The sequence below is a fragment of the Nocardia stercoris genome (genome assembly GCF_003696265.1).
Lineage (GTDB): Bacteria > Actinomycetota > Actinomycetes > Mycobacteriales > Mycobacteriaceae > Nocardia > Nocardia stercoris.
In genome coordinates this window covers 77203-103532 of sequence record NZ_RFFH01000012.1, presented here as the reverse complement: position 1 = coordinate 103532, position 26330 = coordinate 77203, and the positions used below count along the sequence as shown (strand labels likewise).

At 68.9% G+C, this 26330-nt stretch carries 22 protein-coding genes; 10 read left to right on the top strand and 12 right to left on the bottom strand.

Annotated elements, in window-relative coordinates:
* Positions 1-83: 83 nt before the first annotated feature.
* A complete protein-coding gene (locus EBN03_RS24100; protein WP_122190395.1) occupies positions 84-2360 on the top strand; it encodes a molybdopterin-dependent oxidoreductase in 2277 nt (758 codons plus the stop codon).
* Entirely contained in the window at positions 2357-2854 is a 498-nt protein-coding gene (locus EBN03_RS24095; protein WP_122190394.1) for a winged helix-turn-helix transcriptional regulator, read from the top strand. The genes EBN03_RS24100 and EBN03_RS24095 overlap by 4 nt, the downstream gene beginning before the upstream one ends.
* A 74-nt stretch (positions 2855-2928) precedes the next feature.
* On the opposite strand, the gene EBN03_RS24090 is transcribed toward EBN03_RS24095, so the two are convergent.
* Positions 2929-4365, bottom strand: a complete 1437-nt coding sequence (locus EBN03_RS24090; RefSeq protein ID WP_122190393.1) for a DHA2 family efflux MFS transporter permease subunit — start codon at positions 4363-4365, stop codon at positions 2929-2931.
* Between the two features lie 117 nt (positions 4366-4482).
* On the opposite strand from EBN03_RS24090, the gene EBN03_RS24085 reads away from it, so the two are divergent.
* A complete protein-coding gene (locus tag EBN03_RS24085; RefSeq protein WP_122190392.1) occupies positions 4483-5061 on the top strand; it encodes a TetR/AcrR family transcriptional regulator in 579 nt (192 codons plus the stop codon).
* A gap of 10 nt (positions 5062-5071) precedes the next feature.
* Here EBN03_RS24085 and EBN03_RS24080 read toward each other — a convergent pair whose 3' ends face one another.
* The 5 genes from EBN03_RS24080 to infC form a co-directional block, all read right to left on the bottom strand.
* Positions 5072-6178 carry a GGDEF domain-containing protein gene (locus tag EBN03_RS24080; protein WP_122190391.1) on the bottom strand — a complete coding sequence of 369 codons (1107 nt, stop codon included), beginning with the start codon at positions 6176-6178 and terminating at the stop codon, positions 5072-5074.
* A 56-nt stretch (positions 6179-6234) separates the two neighbouring features.
* Positions 6235-7038: a TrmH family RNA methyltransferase gene (locus EBN03_RS24075; RefSeq protein ID WP_122190483.1), complete on the bottom strand. Its 804-nt coding sequence runs from the start codon at positions 7036-7038 to the stop codon at positions 6235-6237.
* A 63-nt stretch (positions 7039-7101) separates the two neighbouring features.
* Positions 7102-7482, bottom strand: coding sequence for a 50S ribosomal protein L20 (gene rplT / locus EBN03_RS24070; RefSeq protein ID WP_122190390.1), 381 nt, complete (start codon positions 7480-7482; stop codon positions 7102-7104).
* A 77-nt stretch (positions 7483-7559) separates the two neighbouring features.
* On the bottom strand, positions 7560-7754 hold the full coding sequence (rpmI, locus tag EBN03_RS24065; RefSeq protein ID WP_122190389.1) for a 50S ribosomal protein L35: 195 nt from the start codon (positions 7752-7754) through the stop codon (positions 7560-7562).
* A gap of 60 nt (positions 7755-7814) precedes the next feature.
* Complete coding sequence (gene infC, locus EBN03_RS24060) at positions 7815-8492, bottom strand: translation initiation factor IF-3 (protein ID WP_122190388.1); 678 nt, start codon at positions 8490-8492, stop codon at positions 7815-7817.
* A gap of 318 nt (positions 8493-8810) precedes the next feature.
* Here infC and EBN03_RS24055 point away from each other — a divergent pair, with 318 nt between their 5' ends.
* The 3 genes from EBN03_RS24055 (at position 8811) to EBN03_RS24045 (ending at position 10788) form a co-directional block, all read left to right on the top strand.
* The gene (locus EBN03_RS24055; protein WP_122190387.1) at positions 8811-9143 is read left to right on the top strand and encodes a DUF1844 domain-containing protein; all 333 of its coding nucleotides are present in this window, start codon (positions 8811-8813) and stop codon (positions 9141-9143) included.
* A gap of 80 nt (positions 9144-9223) precedes the next feature.
* Positions 9224-9502, top strand: a complete 279-nt coding sequence (locus EBN03_RS24050; RefSeq protein WP_122190386.1) for a hypothetical protein — start codon at positions 9224-9226, stop codon at positions 9500-9502.
* On the top strand, positions 9499-10788 hold the full coding sequence (locus EBN03_RS24045) for a hypothetical protein (RefSeq protein ID WP_122190385.1): 1290 nt from the start codon (positions 9499-9501) through the stop codon (positions 10786-10788). Before EBN03_RS24050 ends, EBN03_RS24045 begins: the two co-directional genes overlap by 4 nt.
* 38 nt (positions 10789-10826) lie before the next feature.
* Here EBN03_RS24045 and uvrA read toward each other — a convergent pair whose 3' ends face one another.
* Positions 10827-13841 carry an excinuclease ABC subunit UvrA gene (gene uvrA / locus EBN03_RS24040; protein ID WP_122190384.1) on the bottom strand — a complete coding sequence of 1005 codons (3015 nt, stop codon included), beginning with the start codon at positions 13839-13841 and terminating at the stop codon, positions 10827-10829.
* Positions 13842-14263: 422 nt separating this feature from the next.
* On the opposite strand from uvrA, the gene EBN03_RS24035 reads away from it, so the two are divergent.
* From EBN03_RS24035 to EBN03_RS24025, 3 genes are read left to right on the top strand one after another with little or no spacing between them, the layout of a single operon-like run.
* On the top strand, positions 14264-15760 hold the full coding sequence (locus EBN03_RS24035) for a sensor domain-containing protein (protein ID WP_233608590.1): 1497 nt from the start codon (positions 14264-14266) through the stop codon (positions 15758-15760).
* Positions 15761-15774: 14 nt separating this feature from the next.
* Positions 15775-16110 carry an antibiotic biosynthesis monooxygenase family protein gene (locus EBN03_RS24030; RefSeq protein WP_122190382.1) on the top strand — a complete coding sequence of 112 codons (336 nt, stop codon included), beginning with the start codon at positions 15775-15777 and terminating at the stop codon, positions 16108-16110.
* 49 nt (positions 16111-16159) lie between these two features.
* A complete protein-coding gene (locus tag EBN03_RS24025) occupies positions 16160-18472 on the top strand; it encodes a HelD family protein (RefSeq protein WP_122190482.1) in 2313 nt (770 codons plus the stop codon).
* Positions 18473-18803: 331 nt separating this feature from the next.
* Here the strand turns inward: EBN03_RS24025 and EBN03_RS24020 are convergent, their stop codons facing one another.
* Complete coding sequence (locus tag EBN03_RS24020; RefSeq protein ID WP_122190381.1) at positions 18804-19256, bottom strand: universal stress protein; 453 nt, start codon at positions 19254-19256, stop codon at positions 18804-18806.
* A gap of 267 nt (positions 19257-19523) precedes the next feature.
* On the bottom strand, positions 19524-20429 hold the full coding sequence (locus tag EBN03_RS24015) for an AraC family transcriptional regulator (RefSeq protein WP_233608589.1): 906 nt from the start codon (positions 20427-20429) through the stop codon (positions 19524-19526).
* A gap of 77 nt (positions 20430-20506) precedes the next feature.
* Here EBN03_RS24015 and EBN03_RS24010 point away from each other — a divergent pair, with 77 nt between their 5' ends.
* The gene (locus EBN03_RS24010; protein WP_122190379.1) at positions 20507-20980 is read left to right on the top strand and encodes a VOC family protein; all 474 of its coding nucleotides are present in this window, start codon (positions 20507-20509) and stop codon (positions 20978-20980) included.
* A gap of 56 nt (positions 20981-21036) precedes the next feature.
* Here the strand turns inward: EBN03_RS24010 and EBN03_RS24005 are convergent, their stop codons facing one another.
* From EBN03_RS24005 to uvrB, 3 genes are all read right to left on the bottom strand, one after another.
* Entirely contained in the window at positions 21037-22212 is a 1176-nt protein-coding gene (locus EBN03_RS24005; RefSeq protein ID WP_158675727.1) for a serine hydrolase domain-containing protein, read from the bottom strand.
* A 244-nt stretch (positions 22213-22456) separates the two neighbouring features.
* The gene (locus EBN03_RS24000) at positions 22457-23647 is read right to left on the bottom strand and encodes a serine hydrolase domain-containing protein (RefSeq protein WP_158675726.1); all 1191 of its coding nucleotides are present in this window, start codon (positions 23645-23647) and stop codon (positions 22457-22459) included.
* Positions 23648-23852: 205 nt separating this feature from the next.
* Complete coding sequence (gene uvrB / locus EBN03_RS23995) at positions 23853-26045, bottom strand: excinuclease ABC subunit UvrB (RefSeq protein ID WP_122190376.1); 2193 nt, start codon at positions 26043-26045, stop codon at positions 23853-23855.
* Between the last annotated feature and the right edge of the window lie 285 nt (positions 26046-26330).

Sequence of the window (26330 nt, the reverse complement as noted above, 5' to 3'; positions counted from 1 at the left end):
ACCGAGATATGTCCGATTTCCGGGGAGCGACAGACTTACCCGAGTCAGTATCGCAAGTGAACTTACTCGCGTACGCTGCCCCTATGACCGAACAGTGGCAGCCCTCGGCGTGCATTCTCTGCGAGTGCAACTGCGGCATCCAGATCCAGCTCGGCGCCGACGGCCGCAGCTTCGACAAGATCCGCGGCGACAAGCTGCACCCCACCTCCGCCGGCTACACCTGCAACAAGGCGCTGCGGCTGGACCACTACCAGAACGGCCGCACCGGCCGGCTCACCGCGCCGCTGCGGCGGCGACCCGACGGCACGTTCGAGGAGATCGACTGGGACACCGCGATCGGCGAGATCTCCGCCCGCCTGACCGAGATCGGTGACCGGTACGGCCGGGAGACACTGTTCTACTACGGGGGCGGCGGCCAGGGGAACCATCTCGGCGGCGCCTACGCCCCGGCGACGCTGGCCACCTACGGTGTCCGCTACCGCTCCTCGGCGCTGGCGCAGGAGAAGACCGGCGCGTTCTGGGTGTCGGCCCGCATGCTGGGCACGCCCGTGCGCGCGGAGGTCGAGCATGCCGAGGTCGCGGTGTTCATCGGCAAGAATCCGTATCAGTCGCACGGCTTTCCGCGCGCCCGCACGATTCTCAAGCAGATGGGCCGCGATCCGCGGCGTTCGATCGTGGTGATCGACCCGGTCCGTACCGAGACCGCCGAACTGGCCGACTTCCATCTGCAACTGCGGCCGGGTACCGACGTCTATCTACTTGCCGCGATGGCGGCGATTCTGGTGCGCGACAACCTGATCGCGGCGGACTGGCTCGCCGCCCACACCGACGGCCTCGCCGAGGTGCTCGACGTACTGCGTGCCGTCCCGATCGAGAAGTACTGCGCCACAGCCGATGTCGACCTCGAGCTGGTCACCGCGGCCACGCACCGGATCGCCCGGGCCGCCTCGGTGTCGGTGCTCGAAGACCTCGGCGTGCAGATGAACCGGCACTCGACCCTGGTCAGCTATGTCGGCTCGATGTTGTGGCTGCTCACCGGCCATTTCGCGGAACCCGGTTCGCAGTACGCGTTCTCGGGCCTGGTACCGCTCGGGCACGACCGCGGCCACCCCGCCGACACCGGTCCGCGCAGCCCGGTCGCGGGCGCGCGGATCGTGAGCGGGCTGGTGCCGTGCAACGTGATCAGCGAGGAGATCCTCACCGATCATCCCGCCCGCTACCGGGCGATGCTGATCGAGACCGCGAATCCCGCTCACTCGCTGGCGGATTCGCACCGGATGCGCGCGGCCCTGGCCGCGCTCGACCTGGTCGTGGTGATCGATGTGGCGATGACCGAGACGGCCCGGCTGGCCGACTACGTGCTGCCCGCGCCCACCCAATTCGAGAAGTACGAGGCCACGTTCTTCAATCTCGAGTTCCCTCGCAACATCTTCCACCTGCGCCACCCGGTGGTGCCGGCGCCGGCCGGAGTGCTGCCCGAACCGGAGATCCACGCCCGGCTGGTGGAGGCGGCCGGGCTGCTCGGCGAGGACGACTACGCGCCGCTGCGCGCGGCCCTGGAACAGGGGCGGCAGGCGTTCGCCTTCGCCTTCCTCGGGGTGGTGGCCGACCCGGCGAAGGCGAAACTGGCGCCGGTGCTGCTTTATCGGACCCTGGGACCGACGCTGCCCGGCGACGCGGCCGCGGCGGCCGTGCTGTGGGCCGCGGCGCACAACTGTGTGCGAAAGTACCCGGCCGGCGTCGAAAAGGCCGGATACGGTACCGGTTTCGAGGCCGGCGAGGCACTGTTCGAGGCGATCCTGAGCGGTGCGCATGGCATCGTGATCACCGACGACGAGCACGACGCGTCGTGGGAGCGGGTGCGCGGGGGCACGATCCACCTGGCGCTGCCCGAGCTGCTCGCGCAATTGGCGAACCTGCCCGAACCCGAAACCGATACCACCGCATGGCCGTTCGTGCTGGCCGCCGGTGAGCGCCGCGCCTTCACCGCCAACACGATCATGCGCGACGACGGCTGGCGGACCCGGGACGCGAGCGGTGCCCTGCACATCAGCCGCGCCGACGCCGACGAGCTGGGCGTGAGCGCGGGCGACACCGTGCGGCTGACCACGCAGCGCGGCAGCGCGCAGGTGCGGGTCGAACCCACCGACCGGATGCGGCCGGGCCACCTGTCGCTGCCGAACGGGTTGGGGCTCACCGATTCCGACGGCGGTCCGGCCGCCGGGGTGGCGCCCAACGAGCTCACCTCCTACGACCACCGCGACGAATGGGTGGGCACCCCCTGGCACAAGTTCGTCCCGGCCCGGCTGGAGGTCTGCGATCCGGAACGTGACGGGGCCGCAACGGTCGTGGCGTCGTGAAGCGGACCTCGTTCTCCCGTTGGCCGTGTTCGGTGGCCCGCACCGTCGACCTGATCGGCGATTGGTGGACCCCGCTGGTACTTCGCGAGGCCTATTACGGCACAACCAGATTCGACGACTTCGAACGCACGCTCGGCCTGAGCCGCAACGTCCTGACCCAGCGGCTGGGCCGTCTGGTCGACGAGCAGATGCTCGAACGCGTCCCCTACCAGCAGCGTCCGGTCCGCTACGAGTACCGCCTCACCGCCAAGGGCCGCGACTTCTTCGGTGTCGTGGCCGCGATGATGGCGTGGGGCGACCGCTGGCTCACCGGCCCCGAGGGTCCCCCGATCACGTTGCACCACACCAGCTGTGACCACGACACCCACGCCGAAGTGGTCTGCGCCCACTGCCGCGAGCCGCTGCGCGCGGGTGACTTGCGGGCCACCCTGGGCCCGGGCTTCCCGGCCCATCTGATGAGCGAGACCGTCACCGCCCGATTCGGCGACGGCTGACGACACTCGGCCTGCGCGCCGCACACGCGAACGCACCCCCGGGTCGGCCCGGGGGTGCGTTCGTGGATTTCTCGCTAGGCCCGCGCCTTGCGGCCCGGCAGCAGCAGCGCCACGACCGCACCGACGGCGACGATCACCGCGCCGGTGCGAACGGCCGGAACCAGGCCCGCCACATACGTGGCACCGGTGAAGTACGCACCGTACGAGGCGAATACGGAAGCCAGAACCGCCACACCCATCGCCACACCGACCTCACGGATGGTGTTGCTGGTACCGGACGCGATGCCCTGGTCGGCGCTGCTCGCCGAGTCCATGACCACACTGGAGATGGGGGCGAAGGTCAGGCCCATGCCGACGCCGCCGAGCACGAAGGCCGGTGCGATGGCGAGGTAGTCGGTGGAGACATGGGTGACCGCGGCCATCCAGGCCAGGGCGATCGCGATCAGGGCCTGACCGGCACCGATCAGCACGCGGGGCCCGACCCGGTCGACGACCAGGCCCGCGACCGGCGCCACGAACATCGGCGCGAGCGTCCAGGGCAGGGTCGCGATGCCCGAGCCCAGCGGGGTGTAGTGCTCGACGACCTGGAAGTACTGGGCCAGCAGGAAGATCGCGCCGAAGGTGCCGACCGAGAAGGTGAAGGTCACCAGGTTCACCGCGCTGAAGGAGCGCGAGGAGAACAGCCGCAGCGGGAGCATCGGGTGATCGGTGCGCAGTTCCCAGCCGATGAACAGCGCCAGCAGCACGCCACCCGCGATCAGCGTCGACAGCACCGTCCGCGAGGTCCAGCCGTCACCGGCGCCGTGCACGACGCCGTACACCAGGCTCAGTACTCCGGTCGCCGAGAGGACCAGGCCGACGAGGTCGAGACGCTTCGCGCCACCGAACGATTCGCTCAGCACGGCGGCGGCGAACGGCACCACCAGCAGGCCGATCGGCACGTTCAGCCAGAAGATCCAGTGCCAGTTCAAGCCTTGGACGACGGCACCACCGACGACCGGGCCGACCGCGACGCCGAGGCCGGAGATGCCACCCCAGATGCCGATGGCGGCGCTGCGCATCTTCTCCGGTACCGCCGCCGACAGCAGGGTCAGCGACAGGGGCATGACCGCGGCCGCGCCCGCTCCCTGCACCGCGCGGGCGGCGATGAGCTCGGCGGGCCCGGTGGCCAGCGCGCAGGCGGCCGACGCGAGGGTGAACAGGGTGATCCCGGCCAGGAACACGCGCCGGCGACCGAACCGGTCGCCCAGCGACGACATGGTGAGCAGCAGGGAGGCGAAGGCCAGGGTGTAGGCGTTGACGAACCAGGCCAGGTCGGTGAGCGAGGCATGGAGCTGGGTCTTGATGACGGGTAGCGCGTTGGTGACGACGAGATTGTCGAGCGTGACCATGAAGGTCGGGATGCCGACGGCCGCGATGACCAGGCCGAGCGGGCGCTGTCGCGTCGGAGCCGCATCGGCCGGCGCGTCGAGGACGGGAACGGTGGACGGAGGTTCGAGTGTGGCGCTCATGGCGAAAGTCCTTTTGTTGTTATCGACTGATAACTTGGTATCTCAGAGAGTATGCATTCGCTGATAACATGTCAACAGATACGGTCCCCGAATCCACGGACCGGCGAGGAGGATCCGATGACCACGACGCGCACCCGGCTCACCGCGCAGGAGCGCATCACCCAGGTGGTCTGCGCCGCGATTCACGAGTTCGCCGAAACCGGTTACGCCGCAACGAAAACCGACGACATCGCGCGTCGCGCCGGCGTCTCCCAGCCGTACGTGATCCGGCTCTTCGGCAGCAAACAGCAGCTGTTCATCGCCGCCTCCACCCAGTCCTGCACCCGGATGGAGGAGGTGTTCCGGGCCGCCCACGCCGACATCCCGCCCGACACCGAGCCCGACGAAGCGCTCCGCATCCTCGGCGAGGCCTTCAAGGTGCTGCTGGACGAGCGCGAAGTGCTGCTCATGTTCCTGCACGGCTTCACCGCCAGCTCCGACCCGGCGATCGGCGACGCCGTCCGGGAACGCTTCGGCGAGATCTACCGCCTGGTCCGCGAGCTCACCGGCGCCGACGCGAACCAGGCTCGCCGCTTCATGGCCTCCGGCATGCTGCTGGCCGTCCTGGCCGCCATGCAGGTGGTGGGCGCCGGCGCGCTGCCCACCGACTGGGCCCAGGAACTGATGGACAGCTTCGAGAACGACAGCGTCTGCTGACGCGACAGCACTAGCTACCCGCGGCCAGCGCCACGCCCGGCACCCGCTCGGCCGCCACCCGCACCGCGTTGCGGCCCGAGGTCTTGGCCGCGTACATGGCCCCGTCGGCCGCCGACAGCAGGCCGTCCGCGTCGAGATCACCGCTGTCCGGGAGCGCGGCCACCCCGATACTCACCGTCAGCGGGACCGGCCAGGTCCGGGAGGTCCGCTCGATCACGGACCGCAGCCGCTCGGCGCGCCGGGTCGCTTCCGCCAGCGTTGTCGCGCACAAGACCGCGGCGAACTCCTCACCCCCGGTCCGGGCGACCAGATTGCCGGGGCGCATCCGGCCGCGGAGCAGTTCGGCCAGGCGCTGCAGCGTGTCGTCACCGGCCGCGTGGCCGTGCAGATCGTTGATCTGCTTGAAGTGATCGATGTCGAGAAAGCACAGGGCCAGCGGGGAACGGTCGCGCTCGTAGGCCTCGATCGCCGTGTCGAGCCGGGAGATCAGCGCGCGGCGGTTCGCCAGCCCGGTCAGGGAGTCGGTCTTCGCCTGCGTGCGCAGCGCGGTGAGCAGGCGGTTCACCCGCCGCCGCACGGCCACCGTCAGGACGCAGCTGAGCAGCAACGTCGCCTCGACCTCGACGAACACGGCCACCGACGCGGCACCCCAGGAGCGCAGGGTGGCGAAGCCGAACAGGGCCATGGCCAGGACGGCCGTGGTGTAGGCGACCGCTTCGGGCAGGAGATAGCCGGCGTAGAGGACCGGCCAGATCAGCAGCACCTGACCGGTGGGCGTGGTCTCGCCCGCATACAGCGACGGCAGGGTGATCAGCACGCACATGGCCGCGGGGAGTAGGTAGAGGAACCAGCGCGGGACTCGCGGTCCGGCGACGGCCAGCGCGGCACCCAGCACCATCGACACCCCCGCCGAGCCGAAGACCAGCGGCCCGCCCCGGGAGGCCAGCGCCAGGGGTCCGGTACGGCCCGCTCCTCCGGCCAGCCCGAAGTCCATGGTAACCAAGAGCAGCAGGGTCAGCGAACCACCAGCTACCAACATCCAGCCCGCCGCCCGCCCGGCGAGCCGGTCGGTGGTCGTGTGATGAACGCGCAGATTGTGCTGCATCAGCCCGGCCATTCGACCATTAGAACATCGGGGCCTAGGAGCTTAAATGGGAGCTGGCCAATTACCAGCTATGACCGCTGTTGTTTTGTGGCGGCATACAGGCAGATGGCGGCCGCGGCCGCGAGGTTGAGACTTTCGGCACGCCCGTGGATCGGGATCCGGATCCGATGATCCGCCGCGGCCGCGACCGCCGGATCCAGACCGTGTGCCTCGTTGCCGAACAGCCACGCGATCCCGGTCGAACCGCCCGTCCCGCGCAGGATCTCGTCGGCGTCGTCGAGGTCGACCTCACCGCGCGCCGTCGTCGCCAGCACGGTGATCCCGGCAGCACGCAACGCGGCGAGCACCGCCGCGGTATCGCGGTCGCGCGCGATCGGCACGTGGAACAGGCTCCCGGCGCTGGACCGGACACATTTGCCGTTGTGCGGATCGACCGAATCACCGGCCAGCACCACACCCTGGGCGCCGACCGCGTCCGCCACCCGGATCAAGGTGCCGGCATTACCCGGGTCCGACATCTCCACCGGAACGGCGAGCATGCGCGGCCGCCCGGACAGGATCTCACCCAGCGGCACATCCACCGACCGGCACACGGCCACCAGCCCGGGCGGAGTGACCGTCTCCCCCAGCTGCGCGGCGGTCCGCTCGGACACCAGAGACGTGCGCACGCCCTGCGCCGCGGCACTCGCGACCAGCTCGTGCTCGCGCCCGGCGGCCCGCTCGGAGTAGAACAGCTCCTCGATCCGGCCGGTATCCAGCGCCGCCGCCACCGAATTGGCGCCCTCGGCCAGGAACAGGCCCGAACGCTTGCGAGCCGCGCCGCGATGGAGCTTCACAGCCGAAACGACCCGCGGATTGTGTTCGGACAGCACCGGATTCGACCGGTCGCCGTCCGAACCGCGATCCGCGGGTCGTCCGGAAAACTGCTGCGCCAATTAGGCGGCCGGCGCGTTCACGTCGGCGGGCAGGGCGGCCTTGGCCACCGCCACCAGGCCGGCGAACGCCTCGGCGTCGGAAACCGCGAGCTCGGCGAGGATCTTGCGGTCCACCTCGACACCAGCGGCCTTCAGGCCCTGGATGAAGCGGTTGTAGGTGATGTCGTTCGCGCGGGCCGCCGCGTTGATGCGGGTGATCCACAGCTGACGGAAGTCACCCTTGCGCGCCCGGCGGTCCCGGTAGGCGTAGGTGAGCGAGTGCAGCTGCTGTTCCTTGGCCTTGCGGTACAGCCGCGAGCGCTGCCCGCGGTAGCCCTTGGAGGCCTCGAGAACGGTACGGCGCTTCTTCTGCGCGTTGACGGCCCTTTTGACGCGTGCCACTGGTCAGTCCTTGGTTGATGTAGCGGGCGCGTGATCCGCGCCCGGAAGCGGTTGGGGAAGCCCGGAGGCCGTGCAGCTCAGAGACCGAGCAGCTTCTTGACGCGAGGCACGTCGACGGCGGCCACGTCCGTGGTGCCCTCGAGGCGACGAGTGCGGCGAGACGACTTGTACTCGAGCAGGTGGCGGCGGTTCGCCTTCTCGCGCCGCAGCTTGCCGCTGCCGGTCACCTTGAATCGCTTCGAGGCGCCGCTGTGGCTCTTCATCTTCGGCATGATTTCCTCAACTTTGGTCGTGCCGAAGGCGCGCGTCAGCGCGCCACCGGCGATATCGAATTACTGCGGCGTGGCCGCTTCGGCCGCCGCCTCCGGCTGGGCCGGAGCGGTGGAGGCCGCAGCCTGCGGTGCCCGCTGCGGGGCTTCCTGCGGCTGCTGGGCCTTCGCCCGCGTCTTCGCGCCCTTGTGGGGCGCGAGGACCATGGTCATGTTCCGGCCGTCCTGCTTGGCCGAGGTCTCGACGAAGCCGAACTCGGCCACATCGGACGCCAGCCGCTGCAGCAGCCGGAAACCCAGTTCCGGACGCGACTGCTCACGACCACGGAACATGATCGTGACCTTGACCTTCGAGCCCGCCTGCAGGAACCGCAGGACGTGGCCCTTCTTGGTCTCGTAGTCGTGGTCGTCGATCTTCGGCCGGAGCTTCTGCTCCTTGATCACGGTCTGGACCTGGTTCTTCCGGGACTCGCGCGCCTTCTGCGCGGTCTCGTACTTGAACTTGCCGTAGTCCATGATCTTGCAGACCGGCGGACGCGCGTCCGGTGCGACCTCGACCAGGTCGAGGTCGGCCTCCTGGGCGACGCGCAGTGCATCTTCAACACGCACGATCCCAACCTGCTCGCCGCCAGGTCCGATGAGTCGAACCTCGGGCACGCGGATGCGATCGTTGATGCGGGTCTCAGTGCTGATGGGGCCTCCTAGGTCAAGCGGTGTCGTCCAACGACCGCATAACTGCAACCCCGTAATCCAACACGAAAGCCCCGGTGCGATGCTCGATCGCCACGGGGCCCGATGTCGACCGGTCACGACGCATGCGCAAACACGCCTCGGCTCACCCGGACAGGACCGGGACGAGTTCCACCCATACCATTCGGGCGGATGACCGGACCGTGCAACCTGACCTCCGGCCGGCCGACGGTGGGAGCGGGCTCCACTTATGGCCCCGGACAGTTTCCGGGGCGGTCGTCGCCGGATAGCTTAACACCTGATAGCCACAAGCTCCCAATCGCGGCCCCCCGCACCCGCGACCGGCCCGGACGGTGCGAAGCTGGGGCCGTGACCGAAGAGAACGTGCGCGAGCTTGCCGACGTCCCCGCCATCGAGGTGATCAGCCGGGCCGCCGTGATGCTGATGAGCTCGGCCGCCGAGAAGCTCGGCCTGGCCGACCCGGACCCGGCCGCCAGCCCCCAGCTGGACCTCGACGAGGCCCGCCGCGTCATCACCGCGCTCGCCGGACTGATCACCGCGTCCGTGGAATACCTCGGACCGCACGCCGGACCGTTGCGCGACGGCCTGCAGTCGCTGCAGCGCGCCTTCCGCGAGGTCTCCGCCTACCCGGACGCCCCCGGTCAGGGCCCCGGCGAGAAGTACACCGGCCCCGTCTACTGACCGGCACCACCCGTCCCGCCCTCCTCGGGTGTGCCACATCGGGATTCGGGTAACACCGTCGGCAGACCTACACCGTTAGGATGCGACGGAACACCGGCCAGTGTGTGGCCGATGCGGGCTTGACCGAGGAGACGATGACCGCCAGAAGCGAATTCGAGCGCGAGCTGCACGGGCCGGTGGCGGCGCTCGACCTCCTCACCGAGACGGAGATCGCCGAGTTGCTGCACCTGTTCCGCACCGTCCAGGAACAGGAGCGGGCGGGACTGGCGGCGGCCCTGGACCGCATCGGGCACGCGGTGCCGCGCCCGCTGCGCGGCCTCGGCCGACGGATCATGTTCGGGGACAACGTAACCCGATGACCGATCTGGTGACCCGGGCCCAGCTGGTGCTACTGGCCCGAACCTTGAACGTGGCCCCCGAACGACTCGCGCACCTGGAACGCCTCGGCGCCGCGCCGCTGCACGAACTGCAGCAGCGCATCGCGGCCGCCCTCTACGCGCAGCACGGCGAAACCTACGCCCGAGTGAGCCGGGCCGTCCCGAGAGTGCCGCTCTCCCTGGTGATGCCGATCGTCCAGCGCAATGTGCCGCCCGCGCTCACCGGCCGGGTGGCCGGTGCCGTCGGATCAGAGCACCCGGTGCGCGCCGCCGAGGCGATCGCGATCCTCGACACCCGCTACGCCGCCGACTGCGCGCCCTACCTCGACCCGCGGACCGTCGGGCGCCTCGCCGACGTCGCCCCACCGGGACCGGTCGTCCGGGTGGTCAACGAACTTCTGCGCCGCCGCGACTACGTCACGGCCGGGCCGCTGCTCGACTACGCGACGCCGGCCCTGATCAGCGCCATCGAAGAGGGCGTCGCCGACGACCAGGGCCTGATCTATTCGGCCGCCTACGCCTATTCGGCGCAGAGCGTGAGCACCGTCATGCGGCACCTGCTGACCAGTTCGCCGTACCGGATCCCGCGCATGGTGCACACGGTGCTCACCGGCACCCGGGAACTGCAGCTCGCGACCCTGTCGATGCTGTCGCGCTGTGCCGCCGACGTTGTGGAGCCGGTGTGCGACGTCCTGGTCGAGGTCGGATCACCGCCCGCCATAGGACATCTCGTCGGCTCCGGGCTGCGCGGTGGCGCGATCCACGACCTGCTGATCCTGGCCGGGCACATGTCCGCCCGCGCGCTCGCCGTCTTCGGGGAGAACCCGGTGTTCGCCGAGCCGCCGACGATCCCGGCCATCATCGGCACGCTCGACGCCGACACCCCGGCCGGTGCCTGGCGCGGCCTGTTCGCCCTGATCCCCGCGCTCGGTACCGAACTCGGGGTCAAGGTGGTGGAACAGATTGCGACACTGCCGGATTCGACCCTGACCGTGGTGCCGGCGCGAGCCACCGAAACCGATCAGTGGCCCGCGCTGCTGTGGCTGCTGGCCGCGGCCTCCCCCGAGGCACAGATCCGGGTCGCCGCCACCTGGCACACGCTGCCGCCGGAGCGGCGGGCCACGCTGCAGTGGCACCTGCGCGAGCACCCGATGCGCGACCAGCTCACCGCCCTCGCCGAGGAATCGCAGCCACTGCACCTGGACAAGCTGTTCTTCGAACGTCGCCACCGGGCCCGCCGCCGCGGCAGCGACGACGGGTGGGGCTGACCCCGGCTCGGTGATTCAGCGCCCGACGGCCCCGGTGGTCAGCGCAGCGCGGCGGCCTTGCGCCGGGCAGCGGCCGCCCGTTTCGGATCCGCTTCGGCCGCCTTGGCGACCGTCTTCTTCGCGGTCGCGGCCTTCTTCACCGCCTTGCGCGGCGCCGGCGCCGAATCCCGCTGCGTCGCAGCCGGTTCGGAGGCCGGCGGCGCGTCCAGCACCGCGCTGAGGAACTGACCGGTGTAGCTGCCGGACACCGCGGCGACGTCCTCCGGGGTGCCCTCGGCCACCACCGTGCCGCCGCCCGAACCACCTTCCGGACCCATGTCGATCACCCAGTCGGCGGTCTTGATGACATCCAGGTTGTGCTCGATCACGACGACCGAATTGCCCTTGTCCACCAGGCCGTTGATCACAGCGAGCAGCTTGCGGATGTCCTCGAAGTGCAGGCCGGTGGTGGGTTCGTCGAGGATGTAGATCGTGCGGCCGGTCGAGCGTTTCTGCAGTTCGGCGGCCAACTTCACGCGCTGCGCCTCACCGCCGGACAGGGTCGGCGCGCTCTGGCCCAGCCGCACATAGCCCAGGCCCACGTCGACGAGGGTCTTGAGATAGCGGTGGATCGAGGTGACCGGCTCGAAGAACTCGGCCGCCTCCTCGATCGGCATGTCCAGCACCTCGGCGATGGTCTTGCCCTTGTAGTGCACCTCGAGTGTTTCCCGGTTGTAGCGCGCGCCGTGGCAGACCTCGCACGGGACGTACACGTCGGGCAGGAAGTTCATCTCGATCTTCAGCGTGCCGTCACCCGAGCACGCCTCGCAGCGGCCGCCCTTGACGTTGAACGAGAACCGCCCCGGCTGGTAGCCGCGGACCTTCGCCTCGGTGGTGGCGGCGAACAGGGTCCGGATCTTGTCGAAGACGCCAGTGTAGGTGGCCGGATTCGACCGCGGGGTGCGGCCGATCGGCGACTGGTCCACCTGCACCAGCTTGTCGAGCTGATCCAGGCCGTTGATCCGGGTGTGCCGGCCGGGCACCTGCCGGGCGCCGTTGAGCTTGTTCGCCAGGACCGTGGCCAGGATGTCGTTGACCAGGGTCGACTTGCCGGAACCCGAGACGCCGGTGACCGCGGTCAGCACGCCGAGCGGGAACGCGACGTCGATGCCGCGCAGATTGTGCTCGGTGGCCCCGACCACGGTGAGGCGGCGCTTGCGGTCCACCGGGCGACGGACCAGCGGGACCTCGATCCGCTCCCGGCCCGACAGGTAGGCGCCGGTGAGCGAGCGGCGGTCCTGCAGCAGACCCGGGTACGGGCCGCTGTAGACGACGTGGCCGCCGTGCTCGCCGGCCAGCGGGCCGATGTCGACCACCCAGTCGCTGGCGTGGATGGTGTCCTCGTCGTGTTCGACCACGATCAGGGTATTGCCGAGATCCCGTAGCCGCGTGAGGGTTTCGATCAGGCGACGGTTGTCGCGCTGGTGCAGGCCGATGGACGGCTCGTCGAGCACGTACAGCACGCCGACCAGCCCGGAACCGATCTGGGTGGCCAGCCGGATGCGTTGCGCCTCACCACCGGACAGCGTGGCCGCGGCGCGCGACAGCGTGAGGTATTCCAGGCCGACGTCGAGCAGGAAGCCGAGCCGGGCCTGGATCTCCTTGAGTACCTGGGCGGCGATCGCGGCCTCACGCTCTCCCAGCCGCAGGCCGTTCAGGAAGTCGGCGCAGTCGCGGATGGACAGGTCGCTGATCTCGGCGATCGAGCGGTGCCCGCCCGCCGAAGGCAGTGTGACGGCGAGGATTTCGGGCCGCAGCCGGGCGCCCTGACAGACCGGGCACGGTACGTCGCGCATATAGCCGTCGTAATGCTCCTTCATCTGCTCGGATTCGGTGTTCTCCATGCGCCGCTGCAGGAACGGCATCACGCCCTCGAAATCGGCGTAGTAGGAACGCTTGCGGCCGTAGCGGTTGGTGTAGGAGACGTGCACCTGCTCGGAGCTGCCCTCCAGCACCGCGGTACGAGCCTTGGCGGGCAGGCGATTCCACGGTGTGTCCATCGAGAAGCCCAGGGCGTCGGCCAATCCCGACAGCAACCGGGTGAAGTACTCGGCGGTCTGCCCGCGCGACCAGGGTGCGATGGCACCGTCGTTCAGGCTGAGTTCCGGATCGGGCACCACCAGGTCGACGTCGACCTCCTTGCGGATACCGAGGCCGGTGCAGTCCGGGCAGGCGCCGTAGGGCGAGTTGAACGAGAACGAGCGCGGCTCGAGATCTTCGATGTCGAGCGGGTGGCCGTTGGGGCAGGCGAGCTTCTCGGAGAAACGGCGCTCGCGGTCGTGCGCGTGCTCGTCGCGGTCGACGAAGTCGAGAACGACGATGCCGTCGGCCAGCCGCAGTGCGGTCTCGATCGAATCCGTCAGGCGCTGTTTGGCACTCGGCTTGGCGGTGAGTCGGTCGACGACCACCTCGATGTCGTGCTTCTCCTGCTTCTTGAGCTTCGGCGGGTCGGTGAGCGGGTGGACCACGCCGTCGACCCGGACGCGGGCATAGCCCTGCGAGTTCAGCTGGTCGAACAGGTCGACGAATTCGCCCTTGCGGGTGCGCACCACCGGCGCGAGCACCTGGAACTTGGTGCCCTCGGGCATCTCCAGGACCTGGTCGACGATCTGCTGCGGGGTCTGCTTCTCGATCAGGTGACCACAGACCGGGCAGTGCGGTGTGCCGGCGCGCGCGTACAGCAGCCGCAGATAGTCGTAGACCTCGGTGATGGTGCCGACCGTCGAGCGCGGGTTGCGGTTGGTGGACTTCTGGTCGATGGAGACCGCCGGGGACAGCCCCTCGATGAAGTCGACGTCGGGCTTGTCCATCTGCCCGAGGAACTGGCGCGCGTAGGCCGACAGCGACTCGACGTAGCGGCGCTGGCCCTCGGCGAAGATCGTGTCGAAGGCCAGGCTCGATTTACCCGAGCCGGACAGCCCGGTGAACACGATGAGGCTGTCGCGGGGTAGGTCGAGATCCACTCCCTTCAGGTTGTGCTCCCGCGCTCCGCGCACCGTGAGGCGATCCGCCACCAGCCGTCCTTTCCCTGTGTCCCGTCCCCCGCATGACCGTCCGCCACGATGGAAACCCCCGACGCCATGCTAGGCACACCCACCGACAAGTTCCGGCGACGACGGTGGACCACCCCGCCCGGGCGGCCCCGGACCTTGCCGCCGGGACGCCGCCGATCCCGGTCCGCACCCGAAGAACCGGCCGGACGGTATGGCACCGGATCGGGCGTTCCGAGCCGGTAGCGACGACCGGCAGTGCCGCTCACCTGCGGAAACGAAAGTGCGCCCGCTACCTGTCGGTATGGCGGCCTATGATTGTGAGACACGATCGCCGGCCCGGTGACCCACGATCGAGTTCTTCGCCACACGAGTTGTTCTGCACGGCTAGTTCTGCCCAGCGCACCCAGACGCCAGGACCGACCGACGTGAGCAAGGGGGTAGCAGTGGTTGACGACACACCCGGCACACGGACCGACCCCACCCCGCTCGACGGACGCCCTGCCGCACCCGGCGACCGCCCCGCCCGCCTCGGCGACCGCTTCCCCGGTCGCGGCGACCATTCCGCCGGACTCGGCGACCATTCGACCGCATTCGGCGAGTACGCGGCCACCCTCGCCGACCATCCCACCCGCGAGCGCCACCGGCCGGAGGACCGCTACGCCACGCTGCTGGACCACCATCCCGACGGCGTCGCCGTCCACGTCAACGGCCTGATCGCCTACGCCAACCCGGCCATGCTCCGCCTCGCGGGCGGCCAGGCGGGGCACAGCCTGATCGGCACACCCCTGGTCAGCTACCTCGACCTGGGCTCGGTCCCCGAGCTGGCCGAGGGCATCGCCGGCCTGGCCGAACCCGGCGACAGCTGCGGGCCGATCGGCGTCACCATGCAGCGGCTCGACTACCGCACCGTCGACGTCGAAGTAGTCGTGGTGCGTACCCGCTGGGGCGACAGCCCGGCCTACGAGATCATCGTGCACGACCTGACCGCGCTGCGGACTGCCCAGGCCGCCCAGCGGCAGGCCGAGCAGTACTTCACCTCGGTGGTGTCGCAGCTCGAGGAGGCGGTGGTCGTCTTCGACCGGCGCGGCATCATCCAGTCGGCCAACGCGGCGGCCAGCCGGATCTTCGGCCGCACCAGCCTCAACGAGACGCTGATGGGCATGTCGATCTTCGACGTCCCGATCGGCCTGCTCGACGCCAACGGCTACCCGGTGCCGGTGTCGCGGCATCCGGTGGCACGCACCCTCGCCACCGGAGAAACCTACTCCCGCTACGTCTTCGGCATCGACCGGCCCGACGGGCAGCGCCGCTGGCTCACCGGCACCAGCCGATTGCTCACCCCCGGCGACCCGCAGTCACCGGCCGTGTCGTCGTTCATCGACATCACCGAATACCGGGCCAGCCGCACCCAACTGGAGTTCCAGGCCACCCACGACCCGCTCACCGGGCTGGCCAACCGGGCGCTGGTGCTGTCGCGGCTGTCGGCGGCGCTCAGCAGCGAGGACCAGTCGGTCTTCACCGTGCTGTTCATCGACCTCGACGGCTTCAAACAGATCAACGACACCCTCGGGCACGCGATCGGCGACACCGTGCTGCAGATCGTGGCACAGCGGCTCGAGCGCGGGCTGCGCGAGGACGACGTGGTCGGGCGGATCGGCGGCGACGAGTTCCTGGTGTTGCTCAGCGGCCCGGAGACCCCCGCCGACGTGGACGCACTGATCTCCCGGCTGCGCCAGACCATGGCCGAGCCGATCATCGCGCGCGGGCACCGCATCCACGTGAACGCCTCGATCGGCGCCACCCCGCTGATCCGCGGCGACCGGCGCAGCCCCGCCGCCGTACTGCACGACGCCGACGAAGCGATGTACCGTGCGAAACCGGCTGGTCGCCGCGAAAGTGCCACGCGCGGACGACGATCGGATACGACCCACGCTTCCTGAAAGACCGCCCGCACATGATTCTCGAGCACGCGCTGCTCCCCGTCCGTCCCGAGCTGACCGCGGAGTTCGAGCACGCGTTCGAGCAGGCCCGCCACATCATCGCCGCGATGCCCGGGTTCGGGTCGCTGACACTGTCGCGGTGTGTCGAACGGCCGGGCGGATACCTGCTGCTCGTGGAATGGGATACCCTCGCCGACCACACCGAGGGATTTCGCGGTTCGCCGGAATACCTGCGATGGAAGGCGCTGTTACATCACTTCTACGAGCCCTTCCCCGTGGTCGAGCACTACACGACGGTGATCCGGGCCGACAAGCCCGTGGGCCCGGCGGAGCCGACGGTGTCGCACTAGACTCGACAACCCTGTTCTTTCTGTGCCGCCGTGTGACAAGGAGCCAGTTTTGCCCGACCGCCTGACCGAGGACCGCGCCCGTACCGAGGACGCCACCGAAATCGGTCGTGAGCAGCAGCATCTGACCCGGCTGTACCAGCGTCTGGACGAGATGCGCAGCTATGCGCAGCACCGGCTGCGCACAGTGCTGCTGGAGACCGGCGGCACACCGCAGGCACGCAGCGAACGCGAGTCGTTCACCACGCTGTACCACGAGGACCTGGCCAAATACGACGCCGCCGAACACGGCCTGTGTTTCGGCCGGATCGATCTGGCCGACACGGCCGACGGCGACGGCAGCGAACCGCACCGCTACATCGGGCGCCTGGGCATTCTCGACGAGGACGACGACTACGCCACGCTGCTGCTGGACTGGCGGGCGCCGCTGGCCCGGCCGTTCTATCTCGCCACCACAGCCGCGCCCGACGGCGTGACCCGCCGCCGACACATCCGGTCCCGGAACCGGGCCGTCACCGCGGTCACCGACGAATACCTCGACCTGGACGCCGCCCGGGCGGCCGGCGCGGTCACCGACGACGGCGGCGTGGGCAGCGAGAGCGCCCTGCTGACCGCGCTGAACGCCGCCCGCACCGGCCACATGAGCGACATCGTGGAGACGATCCAGAGCGAGCAGGACGCGATCATCCGCTCGGACCACAAGAGCGTGCTGGTGGTGCAGGGCGGGCCGGGAACCGGAAAGACCGCGGTGGCGTTGCACCGCGCCGCCTACCTGCTGTACACCTACCGCCAGCAGCTGGACAAGGCCGGTGTGCTGATCATCGGCCCGAACAGCACGTTCCTCGACTACATCGGGCAGGTGCTGCCGTCGCTGGGTGAGACCGGGGTGCTGCTGTCGACCATCGGCGACCTGTATCCGGGCGTGCGCGCGACCCGCACCGATTCGCTGCGCGCCGGCGAGATCAAGGGCGCGCTGAGCATCCTCGACGTGCTCAAGAGCGGGGTACGCGACTGGCAGCAGGTGCCGCCGGAACCGATTCCGCTGCGGTTCGACGGCTACGACCTGACCCTGGACCGCAAGATCGTCACCCGCGCGCGCGGCCGGGCCCGCTCGTCGCGCCGGCCGCACAACCTGGCCCGGCCGATCTTCGCCGCGTCGGTCGTCGACGCGCTCACCGACCAGTTCGCCCAGGTGATGGGCCGGGACCTGGCCGGCAACCGAAACCTGCTCAGCCAGGCCGATCTCACCGAGATCCGCGACGAGATGCGGGCCGACGCCGGGATCCAGCGGGCCATCGCGCGGCTGTGGCCGATCCTCACACCCGAGGAGGTGCTGGCCGGACTGTGGGCCGACCCGGACCGGCTGGCCCGCGCGGCGGGCAGCCTGTCGCCGGCCGACCGGGCCGAACTGTATCGCCCGGACGACGGCACCTTCAGCCCGGCGGACGCGCCGCTGCTCGACGAACTGGCCGAACTGCTCGGCGTCGACGACTCCGAGGAACGCGACCGCGCCAAGCGGCGCTGGCGGGCCCAGCTGGCCGAGGCGCAGGACGCCCTCGACATCCTGACCGGGTCGGCACCCCAGGATCTGGAGGACGATCTGGATCCGGAGATCCTGATGGCCTACGACCTGATCGACGCCGGGCAGCTGGCCGAACGACAGCAGGTCCGGACCCGGCAGACCACGGCCGAGCGGGCCGCGGGCGACCGCACCTGGACCTACGGGCACGTGATCGTCGACGAGGCGCAGGAGCTCTCGGAGATGGCCTGGCGCATGGTGATGCGGCGGATCCCGAACCGCTGGGTGACCGTGGTCGGCGATGTGGCGCAGACCGGTGATCCGGCGGGCGCCTCGTCGTGGCAGGCGATGCTCGAACCGTATGTGGCCAACCGCTGGAAGCGCACCGAACTCAGCGTCAACTACCGCACCCCGGCCGAGATCATGGCGGTGGCCGCGGATGTGCTGGCGGTGCTCGATCCGCTGGCACCGGCGCCACGGTCGGTGCGGGAGTCGGGGTTCCCGCCGGAGGCGGTCCGGGTCGAGCCCGGTGCCGGACCGGCGGCGGTGAAGGAGCTGGTCGACCGGGAGGCCGACCGGCCCGGCCTGACCGCGGTGCTGGTGCCGCAGGCGGTGCTCGACGACTACCGGGATCTGGCCGCCGACGACGTCCGGGTGCTGACCGTCCGCGACGCCAAGGGGCTGGAATTCGACACCGTGGTCCTGGTCGATCCGCAGTCGGTGCTGGACGAATCACCGCGCGGGATGAACGACTTGTACGTGGCGCTCACCCGGGCGACGCAGCGGCTGGCTGTCGTGTTCTCCGGGGAGCTTCCGCCGGTGCTGCGCGCACTGGACAGGGCCTAGCCAAGGGCGCGGGAGCCGTCCGCGAGCCGTCATAGAGCCGCGAGTCCTGACTGCCGCGCACCGGGTTCGCTCAGCCGCGCCGCAGGTTCGGCGTCCCGCAGGTTCGGCGTGCCACGCCGCAGGTTCGGCGTCCCGCGCCGCAGATTCGGCGTCCCGCGCCGCAGATTCGGCGTCCCGCGCCGCAGATTCCGCGTGCCACGCCGCAGATTCCGCGTGCCACGCCGCAGATTCACGCTGCTGCACAACGGGTTCCCTCCGCCGCGGGCGGGTTCCGGATACAGCACAGCCCCGGCGTCGGGGACGACGCCGGGGCTGTTGCGATCGGGACGAATCAGCGCACGGTGTGCACGATCAGCACGTCCGAGGTCGACTTGCGGGCCACGTCGGAGGGGACCGAGCCGAGCAGACGGCCGGCCAGCGTGTTCAGACCCCGGTTACCGACGACCAGCAGGTCGGCTTCGACCTCCTGGACCAGGGCGAGCAGGGAGTCGACGGGCTCGCCGACGATGGCCCGGTCCACGATGTCGGTCGCGCCCGCGGCGGTCGCGCGCTCGGTGGCGGTGCGCAGGATGTCGGTGGTCGGCGCGGAGCCGCGCACCTGGTAGGCGTCCTCCTTGAGGACGTCGGCGGCGGCCGCGACGTCGCGGTCGTCGGTCGGGTAGTAGGCGCAGGCGATGTACAGCGTCGCACCGGCGGCGGCCGCGAGAGCCGCGGCCTTCGCCACGGCGACATACGACGAGTCCGAGCCATCGGTACCGACGACTACAGTCCGGTAGGCGGTCATCTCTCCTCCAAGCGTGCAGTAGGGGTTACCCGGCGCGGCAGCTGGACACCGCACGGCGCCGGACGGCAACTGCGAACGACCATATATCCACTCAGCCCGGAAAAATCTGAAACTGCAACACATCACAACTTCCCGGCGACTGCTTCGTGGTGAAATACACCGCATTTTCACGCGGGGTTCGCAGGTCATCCGCTGCCTCACCCTCGGCGCAGGTCCGGGCGCGATGTTCACCACAGCGCTAACCATATTGCCGCCCTGGGATTTTCGTCACAGGGCCGACGACGCCGAGCCACCCGCACTACCGGACGCGGCGCTCTCGGCGGTCCGAGCATATTCCAGCGGCGCGGTACCGATCTCGCGGGCGAACTCCCGCGAAAAATGCGCCTGATCGAAATAACCGAGTTCCAGCGCCAGCGTCGCGAGATCCGCGGTCCGCCCGGCGGCCAGCAACTGAGCGCCGTCGAGCAGGCGATATCGGCGCAGCACCCATTTCGGGCCGACGCCGACATAACGGCGGAACAGCCGCTGCAGGGTACGGATCGGGATGCCGAACCGTTCGGTGACCTGGTCGACCCGGGTGAGATCCCGGTCGTCGGCCATCGCCGCGACCACGGACAACACCGAACGGTAGGCCTCGTCGTCGGCGGCGGCCCGGGCCGGTCCCGCCAGCCGGGCCTCCACCAGCTCCCGCCGCTGTACGTCGGTGTCCGCCGCCAGCACCCGATCGGTGAGATCCGCTGCCTCCGGCAGGATTTCGGCGAGCGGCAGCACCCGGTCGCGCAACGCCCCGACATCCACGCCGGTGAACGCGCCGAATCCGCCCGGCCGGAACTTCACCCCGAAGGTCTCGCCCTCCCCCGCCAGCTCCCGCGAGAATTTCCGGGTGACCACGCCGGTCACGAAACCACCTGTGCGCGTGTGGCTTCGCTCGAAGGTGAGATGAACTGCGGGAAACGGCAACACCTCCGCGACATAGGCCGGGCGGCCGCGCAGGTCCCAGCGCACGATCCAGTACCAGTCGACGAACCGCTCGACGTCCGGCCCGGCCGGCAGCCGGGACAGAGTGCGGTGACGAGCCTGCTCGACCGGGTTCAGGACCCCCTTGGCCACCTCCGGTGGCACCCGGATCGGTTGTGCCGCTGCCGCTTTCGACCGGTCATCCGCCTGCGTCACCGCCGCCACCCCTTCCCCGTCCCGCACTGTCGCGTTCTTCCAAGACCCCGCCGCCGCGGTTCGGCAGGGTGAGAGCCATGACATCCACCGTGAACCCGATCCCCGACGGCTACCACTCGATCACCTGTTTCCTCGCGGTCCCCGACGCCAACGCCGCCATCGATTTCTATGCCGCGGTCTTCGGCGCGAAGGTGCTCAGCCGCAACGACGGCCCCGACGGGCAGGCCGTGCACGCCGAACTCGCGATCGGCGACTCCACCATCCAACTCGGCATGCCGCTGCCCGACCACGGTGTGCTGGCTCCCGCCGACGACTGGGTACATACCAGCATCGTGCACTACTGCACTGACACCGACGCCGTCGTCGCGGCCGCCCGCGCCCACGGCGCCCGCCGCACCGAGGAACCGCAGACCTTCGTGACCGGCGACCGCTACGGCCTGGTCATGGACCCGTTCGGGCACCGGTGGGTGGTGATGACGCGGGTCGAGGACGTCTCACGCGAGGAGGCCGAACGCCGGGTGAACGAATGGATGGTGAGCCAGGCGTCGTGAACGCGCGTGGGCGCTACCGGCGGGGTACCGGTAGCGCCCACAGGTCGATCACCCGATTACGGTAGCGCGCACATCGCGCTGTGGATGCCGGTCACGAGGGCGTTGGCACCGGGCAGATCCCCCGTACCGTGATACTCGTTCGACGTGTAGACGACAGACTTGTGACCGTCCTCGCTGACCATCCAGCGGGAGTTGTAGCCCAGGGTGTCACCGCCCATACCCCAGACCCACTTCGTGGTGCCCGAGCAGTTCAACGGGTAGTGCACGACGCCCAGGCCGAAGCGGTTGCCGGTGGTCTGACCGCTGGGGTCGATGGGGACGGTGGTCTCGAGTTCGGTCATCTGCGCCGCGGGCAGCAGCCGGCCCTGGATCAGCGATTGAGTGAAGGTCATCAGGTCCTGCAGCGTGGACACCATCGCACCGGCCGTCCACAGCATCGACGGCGCCTGAACCGACACTTCCACGGTCCCGAGGTTGAAGCCCGCGACGACGGTGAAGTAGTACCCGTGGATGTAGTTGCCGTACAGGTTGGGATCGGTGGTGGGGAAACTGGTTCCGGTCAGGTTGAGCGCAGTGATGATCCGGTTCTTGATCTCCAGGCCCGGGTCGTTGCCGGTGATCTTCTGGATCACCATGCCCAGCAGGATGTAGCCGGTGTTGATATAGCGATAGGGCGCCGGCGGATCGGCGGTAGTCGGCGTGTTCTCCCCCGGCTGCACGGTTCCCGGATGGGTGAGCAGCGCGGAGTTGACCAGGTCCTGCGGCGCCATCACCCGGGTGGCGTTCGCGCCGGTCACATCCGGATACCCGAAGGCGTAGTCCGGCAGGCCGGATGTCTGGTTGGCCAGCTCCCGCAGGGTGACCTTGCTGCCGTCGTAACCGGTCGAGGCCGGGATGGCGTTCGGCAGCCACTTGGCGACGGTGTCGTCCATCGACAGCTTGCCCTCGGCCTCCAACTGCAGCACGACCGTGATGGTGAACTGCTTGGTGATACTGCCGATCCGGAACTGCGCGGTCGGATCGATCGGAGCATGCGTGCCGAGGTTGCCGGTGCCGGCGATCGTGTACTGGCCACTGACACCGTCGGTGACGAGCGCGGCGACGCCGGGGTAACCGGCACTGAGACCCTGCTGTTCCGCGCCCTGCATGATCTGGGCGGCGCCGGCGACATCCCCGTGCGCGGCGGTCGTCGCACCGGGAATCAGGGCCATCGCCACGGCAGCCAGGGTCATTGTGCGAAGGGTTCGCATGTACATCCTCGAAATCGGAACCGGCGCTGACAGCCGCCGGATAAGCCCCCCGGGCGAAAAATGTTCGCGCCGAAACGGTTCCGATCCTAAAATGCGAAATGCTTGAACTTCACTTTACCGATGATTAACCACCGGTCAGGGTGCGATGCGGGGTGAGCCGCTGCGGAGAGTTCGCGCCGGGCACGACTCGCTCACGTCGAGGCTCACCCCACCCGTGCCGAACCGGCTACAGCGCACACATCGCATTCATGGTGTTGTCCAAGAGGTTCTTCTGACCCGTCGTCCCTCCGATGTTGTGGAACTCGTTGGAGACGTAGGCGATGGTCTTGCGTCCGTCCTCGCTGGTCATCCAGCGGGAGTTGTAGCCGGGAACGTCACCGCCGAAGCTCCAGACCCATTTCGTGGTGCCCGAGCAGGTCAGCTTCAGGTGGGTAATGCTCAGGCCGTACTGGTTGGCGGTAGCCGAGCTGATCGGGACGGTTGTCTCGAGTTCGGCCATCTGCGCCGGGGGGAGCAACGTGCCCCGGACGAGTGACTGCGTGAAGGTCATCAAGTCCTGCAGGGTGGACACCATCGCACCCGCCGTCCAGAACATCGACGGGGCCTGGACGGTCGCATCCGTCGTCCCGAGGTACACGTTGATGATGGGGATGAGGTTGTACCAGTATCCGTGCAGGTAGTTCCCGGTCAGATTGGGATCCGTGGTCGGGAAGCTCGTATTGCTCAGATTGAGCGGATTGATGATGCGGTTGGTGATCTCGACGGCCGGGTCGTTACCGGTGATCTTCTGGATGACCATCCCCAACAGGATGTAGCCGGTGTTGATGTAGTTCCAGGTCGCCGGGGGATTCGCGGAGGTGGCCGCATCCGCGCCCGGCTGTGTGGTGCCGGGCGGAGTCAGCAGGGCGGAATTGACCAGGTCCTGCGGCGCCATGACCCGGGTGGCGTTGCTCCCGGTCATATCCGACAGCTGGGCGAAGTAGTTCGGCAGCCCGGAGGTGTGGTTCATCAGCTCACGCAGCGTGACCTTGCTGCCGTCGTAGCCGGACGATGTGGGGATCGCGTTCGGCAACCACTTGGCGACCGTGTCGTTGATCGACAGCTTGCCCTCGGCCTCCAGCTGCAGGATGACCGTGGCGGTGAAGTTCTTGGTGTTGCTGCCGATCCGGAACTTCGCGGTCGGATCGATCGGCGTCTTGGTGCCGAGGTTGCCGGTACCCGCGCTGACGTACTGACCACTGACACCATCGCTGATCAGGGCGATGACCCCCGGGTAACCATCCGAGACGCCCTGCTGGGCAGCGCTCTGCATGGTCTGGGCCGCGCTGGCGGTATCCGCGTGCGCGGTGGTTGCCACACTCTGCACTGCGGCCACCGCCAGAGCCACGGCCATGGTCAGCTTGCGAACGGTTCTCATCCCATCCCCCTCACTAGACGCCCAGGACGTAATCGCTTCTGGGCGTACACAATTCGACCGAGGTCGGTCCCCCCGGATCAGCCTCGAGCCTACTGTGAGAAACGTGTGAATTTCACTATTACAGCAAGATCGCCGAATGACGGCCCGGCCCGAGCCGGCTGAACGCCCACCGCATCGGGCGGGCATTCAGATCCGGCCACCGACCTCAGCTCAGCCCGGCCGCGTCCATCCCCCGCAGCTCCTTCTTGAGGTCGGCGATCTCGTCGCGGAGGCGGCCGGCCAGCTCGAACTGCAGCTCGCGGGCCGCGTTCATCATCTGATCGGTCATCTCCTTGATCAGGTCGGCCAGCTCGGCCCGCGGCATGTTCTTCACGTCGCGACCCTCGTAGACACCGGCGCTGACCGCGCGGCCCGGCTCACCTTGGGCGCGGCGGCCGCGGCTGGCGTTGCGGCCCGAGCCGCCGACCTCGACCTCGGTCTCCTCGGCCTCGCGATAGACCTGGTCGAGGATGTCGGCAATCTTCTTGCGGAGCGGCTGCGGATCGATGCCCCGCTCCTCGTTGTAGGCGATCTGCTTGGCGCGACGGCGTTCGGTCTCGTCGATGGCCTGCTGCATCGAGTCGGTGATCTTGTCGGCGTACATATGCACCTCGCCCGAGACGTTGCGGGCGGCGCGGCCGATGGTCTGGATGAGACTCTTCGACGAGCGGAGGAAGCCCTCCTTGTCGGCGTCGAGGATCGCCACCAGCGAGACCTCCGGCAGGTCGAGACCCTCACGCAGCAGGTTGATGCCGACCAGCACGTCGTACTCGCCCAGGCGTAGCTGGCGCAGCAACTCCACCCGGCGCAGGGTGTCGATCTCGGAGTGCAGGTAGCGCACCCGCACACCGAGGCCGAGCAGATAGTCGGTGAGGTCCTCGGCCATCTTCTTGGTGAGGGTGGTGACCAGGACGCGCTCGTCGCGCTCGACGCGGCCGCGGATCTCGTGGACCAGGTCGTCGATCTGGCCCTTGGTGGGCTTCACGATCACCTTCGGGTCGACCAGGCCGGTGGGCCGGATGACCTGCTCGACCACCTCACCGCCGGCCTGACCCAGCTCGTAGTCGCCCGGGGTGGCCGACATGTAGACGGTCTGGCCGATCCGCTCGGCGAACTCCTCCCAGGTGAGCGGGCGGTTGTCGACCGCGGACGGCAACCGGAAGCCGAACTCGACCAGATTGCGCTTGCGCGACATGTCGCCTTCGAACATGCCGCCGATCTGCGGGACGGTCACGTGCGACTCGTCGACGATCAGCAGGAAGTCGTCGGGGAAGTAGTCGAGCAGCGTGGCCGGCGCCGACCCGGCCGGGCGGCCGTCGATGTGGCGGGAGTAGTTCTCGATTCCCGAACAGAACCCGACCTGCTTGATCATCTCCAGGTCGTACTGGGTGCGCATGCGCAGCCGCTGGGCCTCCAGCAGCTTGCCCTGCTTCTCCAGCTCGGCCAGCCGCTGTTCCAGCTCGACCTCGATATCGGCGACCGCGCGCGCCATGCGCTCCGGGCCGGCCACGTAGTGCGTGGCCGGGAAGATGCGTACCACGTCGACCTGGCGGACCACGTCGCCGGTGAGCGGGTGCAGGTAGTACAGCGCCTCGATCTCGTCACCGAAGAACTCGATCCGGACGGCCAGCTCCTCGTAGGAGGGAATGATCTCCACGGTGTCGCCGCGGACCCGGAACGAGCCGCGGGTGAACGCCATGTCGTTGCGGGTGTACTGCACGTCGACCAGCAGGCGCAGCAGCCGGTCGCGGTCGACCTCGGTACCGACCTCGAGCTGGACCGAACGATCCAGATACGACTGCGGCGTGCCCAGGCCGTAGATGCATGACACCGACGCCACCACCACGACGTCGCGCCGCGAGAGCAGGCTCGAGGTGGCCGAGTGCCGCAGCCGCTCGACATCGTCGTTGATCGAGGAGTCCTTCTCGATGTAGGTATCGGTCTGCGCGATGTACGCCTCGGGCTGGTAGTAGTCGTAGTACGAGACGAAGTACTCGACCGCGTTGTTGGGCAACATCTCTCGCAGCTCGTTGGCCAGCTGCGCGGCCAGCGTCTTGTTCGGCGCCATCACCAGGGTGGGGCGCTGCAGCTTCTCGATCAGCCAGGCCGCGGTGGCCGACTTACCGGTACCGGTGGCACCCAGGAGTACGACGTCGCGCTCGCCGCCGCGGATGCGGCGTTCCAGCTCGGCGATGGCGGCGGGCTGGTCGCCGGCGGGCTTGTGCTCGCTGACCACCTCGAACCGCGCATCGGACCGCTCGATCGCGCCGATCGGCCGGTGCTCGGAATGCGCCAGCGGCGGTTTGCCCTGCCCGCGGTCCTCGTAGCCTTCCGCCGGGATTTCGGTTGCGAATGCCATATGCCCAGAGTAGGACGGGGCACCGACAAGTTCCGGCGCGCCGAGCGGCGGGCCCGAACACCCGGACACGCGGGAAAGATGTGCATTGTCCGAAAAGTTCTTTCCCGCAGCGTAGTTCGCGAGATGGCGAACCGATCACGGGACGAATTCTCTCTGTTCACAACCTGCCCATAGCAGATGTCCGGGTGTACTCTCGATCCGGTCCGGCGGGTGCGTGCCGGCCGAAGCCGGAACGGAATGTGACGACGACGACACAGGCCCGCGCACGTCGCTACGACACGGATT